Source organism: Ovoidimarina sediminis (assembly GCF_032586175.1).
Taxonomy (GTDB): domain Bacteria; phylum Pseudomonadota; class Alphaproteobacteria; order Rhodobacterales; family Rhodobacteraceae; genus Ovoidimarina; species Ovoidimarina sediminis.
The window spans coordinates 40,471-51,452 of record NZ_JAWHTE010000030.1; the positions used below are offsets into that span (position 1 = coordinate 40,471).

12 protein-coding genes and 1 tRNA gene are annotated in these 10,982 nt (G+C 59.3%); 6 read left to right on the forward strand and 7 right to left on the reverse strand.

What is annotated here, in order from left to right; translation table 11 throughout:
- Window positions 1–45 precede the first annotated feature (45 nt).
- The 5 genes from speE to RXV90_RS22620 all read right to left on the reverse strand — a co-directional run bounded on the left by speE (window position 46) and on the right by RXV90_RS22620 (window position 6,124).
- A complete protein-coding gene (gene speE, locus RXV90_RS22600; RefSeq protein ID WP_316652106.1) occupies window positions 46–891 on the reverse strand; it encodes a polyamine aminopropyltransferase in 846 nt (281 codons plus the stop codon).
- Window positions 888–1,406 (reverse strand): adenosylmethionine decarboxylase, encoded by a 519-nt coding sequence (gene speD, locus RXV90_RS22605; protein ID WP_316652108.1) that lies wholly within the window; start codon window positions 1,404–1,406, stop codon window positions 888–890. Before speD ends, speE begins: the two co-directional genes overlap by 4 nt.
- 440 nt (window positions 1,407–1,846) lie before the next feature.
- Window positions 1,847–3,457: an MFS transporter gene (locus RXV90_RS22610; protein WP_316652110.1), complete on the reverse strand. Its 1,611-nt coding sequence runs from the start codon at window positions 3,455–3,457 to the stop codon at window positions 1,847–1,849.
- A 113-nt stretch (window positions 3,458–3,570) separates the two neighbouring features.
- The gene (locus tag RXV90_RS22615; RefSeq protein ID WP_316652111.1) at window positions 3,571–4,959 is read right to left on the reverse strand and encodes an SLC13 family permease; all 1,389 of its coding nucleotides are present in this window, start codon (window positions 4,957–4,959) and stop codon (window positions 3,571–3,573) included.
- Between the two features lie 127 nt (window positions 4,960–5,086).
- On the reverse strand, window positions 5,087–6,124 hold the full coding sequence (locus RXV90_RS22620) for a sodium:calcium antiporter (protein WP_316652113.1): 1,038 nt from the start codon (window positions 6,122–6,124) through the stop codon (window positions 5,087–5,089).
- Between the two features lie 377 nt (window positions 6,125–6,501).
- Between RXV90_RS22620 and RXV90_RS22625 the strand changes: the two genes are divergently transcribed.
- Window positions 6,502–6,575 (forward strand) — tRNA-Cys (locus RXV90_RS22625).
- A gap of 15 nt (window positions 6,576–6,590) precedes the next feature.
- On the opposite strand, the gene RXV90_RS22630 is transcribed toward RXV90_RS22625, so the two are convergent.
- Together RXV90_RS22630 and RXV90_RS22635 are read right to left on the reverse strand one after the other, a co-directional pair.
- Complete coding sequence (locus RXV90_RS22630; RefSeq protein WP_316652116.1) at window positions 6,591–7,328, reverse strand: creatininase family protein; 738 nt, start codon at window positions 7,326–7,328, stop codon at window positions 6,591–6,593.
- A 61-nt stretch (window positions 7,329–7,389) separates the two neighbouring features.
- Window positions 7,390–8,154 carry a transporter substrate-binding domain-containing protein gene (locus tag RXV90_RS22635; protein ID WP_316652118.1) on the reverse strand — a complete coding sequence of 255 codons (765 nt, stop codon included), beginning with the start codon at window positions 8,152–8,154 and terminating at the stop codon, window positions 7,390–7,392.
- 122 nt (window positions 8,155–8,276) lie between these two features.
- Between RXV90_RS22635 and RXV90_RS22640 the strand changes: the two genes are divergently transcribed.
- From RXV90_RS22640 to RXV90_RS22655, 5 genes are read left to right on the forward strand one after another with little or no spacing between them, the layout of a single operon-like run.
- Entirely contained in the window at window positions 8,277–9,017 is a 741-nt protein-coding gene (locus RXV90_RS22640; protein WP_316652120.1) for an amino acid ABC transporter ATP-binding protein, read from the forward strand.
- A complete protein-coding gene (locus RXV90_RS22645; protein ID WP_316652123.1) occupies window positions 9,017–9,778 on the forward strand; it encodes an amino acid ABC transporter permease in 762 nt (253 codons plus the stop codon). Before RXV90_RS22640 ends, RXV90_RS22645 begins: the two co-directional genes overlap by 1 nt.
- Window positions 9,775–10,137, forward strand: coding sequence for a carboxymuconolactone decarboxylase family protein (locus RXV90_RS22650; RefSeq protein WP_316652125.1), 363 nt, complete (start codon window positions 9,775–9,777; stop codon window positions 10,135–10,137). Before RXV90_RS22645 ends, RXV90_RS22650 begins: the two co-directional genes overlap by 4 nt.
- Entirely contained in the window at window positions 10,073–10,396 is a 324-nt protein-coding gene (locus RXV90_RS25895; RefSeq protein WP_410482396.1) for a Rieske 2Fe-2S domain-containing protein, read from the forward strand. The genes RXV90_RS22650 and RXV90_RS25895 overlap by 65 nt, the downstream gene beginning before the upstream one ends.
- Window positions 10,397–10,442: 46 nt before the next feature.
- On the forward strand, window positions 10,443–10,859 hold the full coding sequence (locus RXV90_RS22655; RefSeq protein ID WP_316652128.1) for an SRPBCC family protein: 417 nt from the start codon (window positions 10,443–10,445) through the stop codon (window positions 10,857–10,859).
- Window positions 10,860–10,982: the final 123 nt, after the last annotated feature.

Consider the following 10,982-nt stretch of genomic DNA (forward strand, 5'->3'; position numbering starts at 1 on the left):
TGGACGGCCAAGAACTTGATCGAACAGAAGCCGAGTGTGCCTTGTTCAGGGCATCAGTTTCTGCACATATCCTGGCAAGGCAAACGCACCTTTGTGAACGGCGGGTGTGTAGTACCCGGTCTGAATCCCGGCAGCGTCAAACCGTCCCTGCAGAACGTCCGACGGCGTTTTACGAGCCTCCCCGTCAGTCCCCCAGCCGAAAGCCATGGGCCCACCGGCATAAGTCGGTATCGTCGCCAGGTAGCAGGCCGGATCAGCGAACAGCGCTGCGAAAGCGCGCATGGTGTTGGTGAGTTCCTGACCTTGTAGGAACGGAACACCGTTCTGGGTAACCAGGATCCCTTCTGGCGCAAGCGCCCGTTTCGCATGTGCATAGAAGGTATCGGTAAACAACACCTCGCCCGGCCCGATCGGATCGGTCGAATCCACGATGATCACGTCGTAACCCCCGCTGGTGGAGCGGATGAAATCCGCCCCATCCGCGATAACCAGATCGAGCCTGGAATCGTCGAAGGCGCCCTGGCTCAACATCGGCAGATATGCCTTGGAGAACTCCACCACGCCAGCGTCGATTTCAACCATGGTGACATGTGAAACGTTCTGGTGCCGCAGAACCTCTCGCGCCATGCCGCCATCACCGCCGCCAACGATTAGAACGCGAGAGGCCGAACCATGGGCGAAGATTGGCACATGGGCCATCATCTCGTGGTAGATGAAGTTGTCGCCTTCGGTCGTTTGCACCACGTCATCCAACGTCAGCACACGGCCGAATGTGCCATTTTCGAACACTCTCAATCGCTGGTGCTCGGTTTCGCTGTCATAAAGCACCTCGCCCACGCGCAGAGATTGCGCGTAGTCCGGATGCAGGCTCTCACGCACCCACTCCGTCATGCTGCCAATCCTGTCTCCGTGACCAGCCCGCTGCCGCGCCGCAATTCTCTAACCCGCACATCGTCGGTACCAAAGGCGGCCTTAAGCACGTCCACGGCACGCCAGGGCTCGGCATCACCACACATGAAGACGTCAAATGCGCCGTAACCGATCTCGGGCCAAGTATGGACCGAGATATGGCTTTCGGCCAGCACCGCGACGCCACTTACACCCTGCGGCGAGAACTTGTGGGTGTGAATATGCAGTAGCGTGGCCCCGCACTCCGTTACGCAGTCGCGAAACGCTTGTTGAATCCGAGCCTCATCATCAAGGCCATGCCCATTCACCACCTCGATGATGAGATGGGTGCCCGCAAAAACATCGCCGTCACGGCGGATGAAGTGATCGTCACGGCTGTCGTCCAAAATTCCGGCAGCAGCATTTACGTTGGCGGGCATTACCCCGCTTACGGTGTCTTCCTCTTGGGCGCCTGTCTCCAGACCGAGCCCCAGTTGGAAGAGGTCCATGTCTTTCATGACACTCCCCTTCTTTCCAGCAGTTCGTATCCAGTCGGTCCCTTAGCGCCCCCCTGGAGGTGAGCTTGCCTGGCAAGCTCAGGGTTGGGATCAGCACCGAAAGTCCGGCGCATCTAGGGTGGAGCGCGGATTCGATCAAGCCCTTTTTTCGCGGATGCAGAATAACGCGTAGCCGCGTTGCGCAGGCAGCAATAGGCGACGCACACTCAGCCAGTTTAATGTAATTCCGTTGCCTTGTCGCAGGATCGTTGAGTCCAGAACGCTGGAGCGCGGGCAAAACCATTCAAGAGCCTGCTACGGAGCAGGCCATGTCCGTAAGAAGCCGTGTTTCCTCGTCCACCCAAATCCAATTGCCGCTGCATAACTGCAACCTCTTGCAAATGCCTGGATGACTTGGTTGAGCCACAAGCAAAAGTCAAACGACAGATCCGAAAAATTGTTCAATCCACGCTTCTGTAGCTCGTTCGCTGTATCACGAGGACTGCGAGTATGGGCGCGGCAAGACCGATACCGACCACTGTCAGAAGAAGTACTCCGAGCTCCGTGTAGTCTGAAGGGACATTGTCGGTTTCCCGTGTCACCGAAAAGACCTGGTTCAGGTATTTCGTGCCAAGGTTGCTTGCCGACAGTGCCAGGTTGGTGAACGAGGCCATGACCGCAAAGAAGGTCGCCTTGAGGCTATCCGGCGCGTTGCGGGCAATCCACGCAAGCATCGGGATCATGGCTACCTGACCAAGGGGTGACTCGATGGCCGTATCGAGGATCGCAATGAAGCGCGCATCAACGACACCACCTGTATGCGCCGAAGTCCATTCATGAATTCCGTAGTAGAGCCCGATGTTGGGCAAGGCGAGGAGACCACCTGCGAGGGTCAGGACGACGATGACCTTCGTGATCGGCCACTTCGCCATCATCGGGCGCAGGACCAGAAGACCGACAAGCGTCAGCCCAGACGTGATGAGCGAAAGAACCGCGAGGAACTGCTCATCGAAGCGCAGGACGTCGATCTCGAACCATGTCATGCCGGGGCCCACGCCCGGAACCGCGCGAAAAACGAAGATGATTGCTGCAGTTCCAACGAGGGAACGGGCCGTGCCCGGCGGCAATGCCTTGGTAAGCCGCGCTATGAGGAAAAGGACGACCGCCATCGTGCCGGCAAAAACGAACTCGGCAGAATAGGAGAAGTCCGAAAGACCGAGACCAAGCGTCAGAACCACGAAAGCCGCTGCTCCGATGAAGATGTACCAATCGGGCTCAACGGTCTCTTCCGGTGTGAAGAGGGCCTTCTCGATCGTTTCCTTAGATGCCCCTGCCTGCCTCATATTCACGGCCTGCCGACGCCGGAAAACTATACCGAGCAGCACACCGCTGACGGAGATGATCGGAATGATCAGGGCATACCGGTAGACCTGTGCGTAGGTGTCGACACGCTCCGCCGGCGACATGCGATCGACGTCCGCGAACAGGAAGAGGTTGACGAGACCGACAGAAACGAGACCCGAGATGATCGCGAAGCGGCCGAGGGTCTGCATGGTTGTGTGGAGCGCCTTGCTCTCCGCTTCGCTGATGGGTGTCCCGTCTGCATGGCTTCTTGGAACGGCTTCTACCGTCATCGCATCGGCCACGACGTCCTGCACGACGTACCCGGCAGGCGCGAGCAGCACGCTGATCACAAACCATGTCGACGCTGGTAGGATGGCCACCATCATCTCGCGTTCGGTGATCAGCAGGATCATCGTGCCGAGGCTCAAGGCGATCAGACCAGCGCCGAGAAACACCATGACGGCCTTCCACCGCCAGAAAAGATCGACAAGGTGCCCGAGCGGAAGCTTCAATACCCACGGGAGCCCTGCCCAGAACCCAAGGCCCGCAAGGAAGGCGGCGGAGAGTTCCAGGTAATCCTTGACGAAGAAAGTGCCGACAATCGACGTCAGCCCCGACACCCCGGCCGCAAAATAGACCATGAGTGGAGGCAGGAAGGACCATCGGATCTGCCGCGCGAGATCGAAGATCGTTTCGTCGACCCAGTGTCTGATCGCGTGGAAGGCCATCGACGCACCCGGCTAGATGAAAGTCCGTTCAGGGTGCTCGCCTGCAAGAAGCTCTGTCAAGCAGGGCACAAGCCGCGGCTTTGAGATGATCCGAAGTTCCATCGACAGACCACCTAGCCCAGCAGCGACGACCCCAGCATCCAGCTTCCCACCACGGTGACGATCAGTCCGATAAGATCCAATGGCGCGCCGGCAAGAAGCATGTCGCGCCGCGTTACGGCCGGATTCGCGAACACGATCGCGTTTGGGGGCGTCGCCACGGGAAGCATGAAGCCGATGGACGCAGCCAAAGCGATCGGAAGCAGGAAGGTGACCGGGTCAGCGCCAAGCTCACTGGCCACGACACCTGCGATTGGCAGGAAAATCGCGGCCATCGCCGTGTTGCTCGCGAGTTCGCCAAGATAGACGATCAGTCCCGCTATCGCGAGCAGGACAGCGATCTGAGGCCAGTGCGAAACGGCATGAACGCTCCGGCCGACAAACTCCGCCAGTCCCGATCCCTGAAGAATGTGGGCAAGGGCCAATCCGCCACCGAACAGGATCAGCACATCCCAGCGCACTGTGGCGGCCGTGTTCCAGTCGAGCAGACGCCCATCCCGGCCATCCGGAAGCATGAAGAGTGCCAACGCGGCGATCACAGCGATGCCCGTGTCTGAGAGTGGTGTCCCGGGCATAAGCCCTTCGATCAAGGGACGCGACAGCCAGGCCACAGCAGTCACGCCGGCAATCACGGCAACCCGTCGTTCGGCCGTACCGGCGGGTGCATCCCGCGCGTCCTGGGAGAGCGACAAGTCCCTCGTGCCGAGACCCGGGAAGACCCACGCGAGAAACATCCAGGTGACGAGCAGGAGAACAATGGCGACCGGAACACCAATCGCGGCCCATTGGGCAAAGCCGATACGCACGTCGTATGTCGCGCTGACATAGGCCGCAAAGATCGCATTCGGCGGCGTGCCGATCAGGGATCCCATCCCTCCGATGGTTGCCGAGAAGGCTACGCCAAGCATCAATGCCGTACCGAAGCGTGACTGTCCGCTCTGCGTCCCGGCAATAGCGGCCGCGACAGGCGCGACGACCATCGCGGACGCCGTATTGCTGATCCAGAGGCTCAGGAACGCCGTGCATAGCATGATGGCTCCCAGAACGCGATGCGGCCGCGTCCCAGCCCGCCTCAGAAGCATTCCGGCAAGACGCATGTGCAATCCCGATGTCTCGATCGCTTTGGCAATAAGAAATCCACAGAGAAACAGAATTATTAGCGGATCACTGTAGGCCCGAGCGGTATCATCGAGCTTTGCGAGGCCCAGGAGCGGAGCAACCGCCAGAGGCAAGAGCGCAGTTGCCGCCAAAGGCAAGGCTTCGGTCACCCACCAGAGAGCCATGGTTAGGGCCAGCCCTGATGCAAGCCACGCTGTCTCGGACATGCCATCAGGTGCCGGAAGGGCGAAAGGGGCGACCAGCAGAAGGAGCCCTGCGATCGTTGCCAGTGCTTTTGCTGTCATGGCACCAGCCTAGCAGCAAGCATGCCTGAGACTAGTCTGGTGTGAGCGGGACGGCCCATTGGAGCTTCAGGATTACCTCAGATCTGTTCCCCATGATCGACCCGCCACTGCCCTCTGGTGCGCGGTGTCATGTCCTTCCAGAAAACGCTTGTATCGCAATGGCGAGGCCATAGATGAGAAGAAGTACGAGGCTTTCGCGTCCGATGCGACCAGGACCCTTCTTTTCGCGAAAGATAAGCCCCAGCAGAAGCACTGCCGTCATCAATATTCCCGTTGCGAGCCAGAAGAGATCCTGAGATCCTACCGCGTGATAGATTGAGCCACTGCGGTAACCGGCATCGGAAATCGTAAGAAATAGCGTGTCGAAAGTGTTGCCACCGATGATCCCGCCGACGGCGAGTTGCAATGCCCCCCGGCGCACCGCAGCGATGGTTGTGACGAGCTCGGGCAGCGAGGTGATCACGGCAGTGACGAGTGCGCCTATGAGCGATGCTGACAGCCCCAGGCGGTCGACGAGCTGCGCGCCAACTTGGCTAATAAACCAGCCCGCTGATCCGAGAAGCAACATAAGCAGGATAAAGCGCAAGATGAGCCAGCGGGCCGGATTATCCGACGTGTCGCCATCTTCGGGTTCATCGGCGCGGGTCTCTTCGGTCTCCACGGGCCGCCACATCGGCTTGGCACGAAGGCGTGCTGTAGCACCGACACCGTAGGCATAGATGGCGACGAGCAGAAAGGACGCTGGGTGAATACCCCAGATCGCAATCTCTGGCGCGGTGAATGCCGCCACTGGGATTGCTAGGAGTACCAAAAGCACACCGCACTGAAATACGTTGGCAAGCTCTGCCGCCGCATGTTCGAGATTTGCACGGCGATAAACAATATCGGCTACGGCAAGGAAAGCCGTTTGCGCCGCGATGCCGCCGATACCGTTAGAGAAGGCGAGTGAAGCTCGACCATCAAGCGCCGCGGTGAGCGACACCACGGTGCCCGAGAATGAAGTTGCGGCGCCGAGAAGTACGCCTCCAACCACAGCTTCGCCGAGACCCGTACGGTCAGCAATCCGATCGGCGAGGCCGGTCATGCGGAGGCCGACAAGCAGAATGACCAGCGCCGCGCTACTCCCGATCAGCAGCAGGACGGGAAGAGAAAAGCCGTCGAACATGATTCCAGAACGCCAGCTTCAAGCTTCGGTTTCAAACACATTCTGGCCCTTAGTTTGGAGCACCGATCAGATTGCACAGTGAACAGATCGGAGGTTCTCCTTGAAACGCCATTTGAAGGCAGAAATGGCCGACATGGGTCGGCGGCCATGGATAGCTGCGTTCGCTCTGTCAGGAATGTGGAGGCGACGGTTGATCTACCCATCAGAACCAATTGAAATAAATTAAGTTTCTGCCCGCGTGCAGGAGTGGGTGAATAACCGCTGTCAGTGGATATATTGGGCCCGCCCTAAATTCAATTTTCTACGAGGTTGTGCGCTGTGAACACCGATAATGCCTTGCGTCCAAGGGGGCGGCGGACTAATCACGTCTTTGCTTCGGCGAGTTGGCGGAGTGGTTACGCAGCGGATTGCAAATCCGTGTACACCGGTTCGATTCCGGTACTCGCCTCCACATCTATTCAATGGATTACGGTTCCCCGAGGATCTCTCGATAATCCTCGGCCACCAGCATTGCAGCGAGGTTCAGGAGTCTTTCGCCGTCTTCGGGCCTCGCCAATGCAGAGTGGGCCCCGACGCGGCCGTCCGGGAACTCGCGCCGGTGATCTTCGGCGCTTCCATGTCTGTCGCCCGCGCGCTCGGCAATTTCATCGGGGTTTAGCTGCCGCGGAGGTACGGCAGCCGCGCCCGGCTCGACCACCCGGAAGCGTGCCTGGGTGATGGCAACCTCGGACGGGGTGGCGTGAAGCCCTTCCCAAGACCCGTAGAGGGACCGTCGTAGGGTGTTCACCGGTTCGAAATCCCACCAGCTCCGGATGTGTATCCCGCATGGATGGAAACGTTCTGACAGGTCACGCAAGGGCGCAAGATTCGCGCCGTGGGCGTTCAGAACATAGACTGTCTCGAACCCCTGCGCAGATAGGCCGTCGCAAATGTCGGCTACGAGCGCCAAGAACGTTTGCTCCGAGATAGAGACGGTGCCCGGAAAGCCAGTGTTGAAGGGAGCGGGTGCATAGGCAATCGTGGGGGCAACGATCGCCCCCGCCATATCCGCAGCCGCTTCGGCGATTTCGGAGGCACAAAGCGCATCGGTGCCGATGAGCCCCATCGGCCCGTGCTGTTCGGTGGAGCCGACCGGCAGGATGATGCCCTTCGAGCATTCGAGGTAAGCTTCGACCTCGGGCCATGTCATGAGTGCGAGTTTCATCGAGGGATAAGCGCGACGGCCGCGTCATGCGAGCGGCCGCCGGCTGATCTGTCGAGCGCTGTCAGAGGCCCCACTTGGCCCTGGTTTCGTCAAAGAAGCCCTGAGCCTGCTTTACCTTTACCCAGTTGTTGACGTAGTTGATCCAGACCTGATCATCCTGCGGCAGAAGCATCGCGATGGGCGACGGTGCACGGGGCTCGGTGTTCTTGACCCTGGTGACCGGGAATTTCTCCACAAGCGTAGACCCCTCGATATTTGATGTGATGAATACATCGGCGCGGCCGGCGATCACTTCCTGGAAGCCTCGGGCGGGAGCTTCGACAACTTTGATTTCAGCATTCGGGAACCATTCGCGAGCGAGCGCCTCAAATGTCGTTCCGAGCGTCGTGGCCACGGTCACACCAGCTTGATTGATCGAGTCGTAACCGTCGAACTGGTCTGCCTTGTCGGTATGCGTGAAGGGAAAGATCTCGACCGCGATGTAGCTTTCGGAGAAGCCTGCAACCTTCATGCGGGGCGGCGAGATCGAGGCCGAGCCCGTCATGTGATACTTACCGGCGACCACGCCATTCACCAGAGTCTTCCAGTCCGTGGGCACGAATTCGACTTCAACGCCGAGGTCGGTTGCAAGCTCTGTCATCACGTCGATGTCAAAGCCCTTGTAGCTGTTCGTTGCAGGATCACGGACCGTCATCGGGTTCCAGTCTCCGGTCGTCCCAACCTTCAGCACACCGCCATCCAGGATTTCGTTCAGCGCGGATTGCGCGGTCGCCGCACCGGACAGTGCGAGGGTCAGCGCGAATAGCGCCGCTAGGAATTTGGTCATTTCGGTCTCCCCGTAAGTCTTTGGCCCGTGATGCAAGGCCTTACGTCTTGAACTTGGGGGAAGCTGACCGGTAACCTCAAGGGAAATCGTCTCTCCCGACGGAGAGTACCGGGGGTGACGGAATGCCGAACGCGGCCATCGAAATGATCGGTGTGAACAAGTGGTTCGGCGACTTTCACGTTCTGAAGGACATCGACTTGACCGTCGGCGAAGGCGAGCGGGTGGTGATCTGCGGCCCATCCGGGTCGGGAAAGTCAACGGTTGTAAGATGCATCAACCGCCTGGAATCGCACCAGAAAGGCACGATCCGCGTGGATGACACGGAATTGACGGACGCACGCGGATCCATTGATGCGATCCGCTCCGAAGTCGGTATGGTGTTTCAGCAATTCAACCTTTTCCCGCACCTTACGGTAATGCAGAATCTGACACTCGGCCCAATGAAGGCGCGCGGCCTCAGCCGGGCTGAAGCAGAAGAGCGTGCGCGTAAATATCTGGCACGGGTGCGCATTCCCGAGCAGGCGGAGAAGCGGCCCGGACAGTTATCGGGCGGCCAGCAACAGCGAGTCGCGATCGCCCGATCTCTGTGCATGGAGCCAAAGGTTTTGCTGTTCGACGAACCAACTTCGGCACTTGATCCCGAGATGATCTCCGAAGTCCTCGATGTGATGGTGGAACTTGCCGAGGAAGGCATGACGATGATCGTAGTCACACACGAGATGGGATTTGCCAGGAAGGTTGCCGACCAGATGGTCTTTATGGACGCGGGCGAGATTGTCGAAACCGGGCCGCCATCTGAATTCTTCGCCGCGCCACGCTCGGCTCGCTGCCGCGAATTTCTCAGCAAGATCCTGCAACACTGATGCGCCGGGTTCCGCTTCTTATTCTCTGCCTTCTTGCGCTCAGCGGCTGTGCATCTTCAAGCACCTGGGGCTGGTATGTGATCGACCCCACGACATCCCAGGGAATGACAAACATCCGGTTCCTGATCGGGGGGATGGGGCAAACGATCCTTATCTCGGTGATTGCCGCCGCGATATCGATTTTCCTCGGCCTGGTTATCGCACTCCCTGCACTGTCCGAGCGCCGCGGCGTGCGGTTGATCAACCGGATATACGTTGAATTCATCCGCTCGATCCCGCTTCTGCCGATGCTTTTCTGGGTGTTTTACGGCTTGCCCATCGTCTTCAAATCGATGGGCCTCAACGTGCCCATCGATCCGTTCTGGGGCGCCATCATCACGCTCGCACTTTCCGATAGCGCTTTCACTGCAGAGATCTACCGCGCCGGCATACAGTCGATCGCACGCGGTCAGACCGAGGCGGCGCAGACAATAGGCCTCAACTACGTGCAGACAATGCGCTACGTGATCCTTCCGCAGGCGATCCGGCGCATCTTGCCGCCTCTTGCGAACCAGTTCATTTACATCGTGAAGATGTCGGCCTTCGCCTCGGTCATCGGGATGCAGGAACTGACGCGGCGAGCGAATGAACTTGTGGTAACGGAATACCGACCGCTTGAGATCTACACGCTTCTGATCCTCGAGTATCTGGTGCTGGTTCTCATTATCAGTGCAGGCGTAAGGTGGCTGGAACGGCGAATGGGATCGGACGAACGGACATGACAACAGCACTCGACTGGGAAACGTTCATGGACGGGATCGTGGCGGATATCGACGGTCTCGCACGGGAGATTCCCGATACAGCGCGCGGTTTCGCAGCAATGGGAAAGGCCGCGAAAACTCCTGGGGCGCTTGACGAAAAGACAAAGGAGATCATGGCGCTTGGGATCGCGATTGCAACGCGTTGCGACAGCTGCATCGGGTTTCACATCCGCGCGCTGATCCGGCTCGGGATAACGCGGGCGGAGCTGTGCGAGGCGCTGGCGATGGCCGTCTACATGGGCGGCGGACCGTCCTATGCCTATAGCGCGAAAGCACTGCGGGCGTTCGACGTCTTTGGCGCGGCCGCACGCGATCCATAGTTCGGGCTTTCTAAAGAACACCTGGTACGTGGCGGCGAGAAGCTCGGACATTGGGCCGAGCCGTGCCGCGCGGCGCATTCTGGACGAGGCGATCGTGTTCTGCCGTGATCCGGACGCTGCGCCGCACGCTCTGGAAAATGCCTGCCCGCATCGGAAATTACCGCTTTTGAAGGGCACCCTCAGGGGCGAGACGTTTGAATGCGGCTATCATGGGTTGATATTCGATGGCACGGGGCGTCGCGTGGCCGCGCCGACGTAGGGCGATCCCATACCGAAACGGGCGAGGGTGAGATCTTATCCGGTGCTTGATCGCTACGGGTTCCTCTGGATCTGGAGGGGGCGATGGACACGCAGACGAAAGCGCGCTCCTGGAGATTCCCCATTACGACGGTCCGGCATGGGGCAAGACCGCCGAGGGCGCTCTCGAGATTTCCTGTCACTACCTCTGGGGTATCGACAATCTGCTTGATCCCTCACACTTGGCCTGGGTTCATGTGACGTCCTTCGCCGGCGCGGGCACCGACACCCGTCCGCTGGACCTAGAGGAAACGCTGGAAGGCCTGATCGTTTCGCGCTGGATCACGGCGGAACCTACCCCGCCCTACTACCGTCCGATGTTGGCCTTCGGAGACAATTGCGACCGAAAGCAACATTACGAGGGCCGCCTGCCCTCCATCGCCATTAACGGGTCAGTTTACACGCGTGCCGGCGCGGGGAGATAATCACGTATGGAGACAGCCGTGGCCTCGTAACCCACTCGCCCGCCTTTTAAAGCATCCGACTGAAAACCTGAATCGCGGGGATTCCTGTTGGAGCTGATTTGTGATTCATCCTGTCTGGGAGGA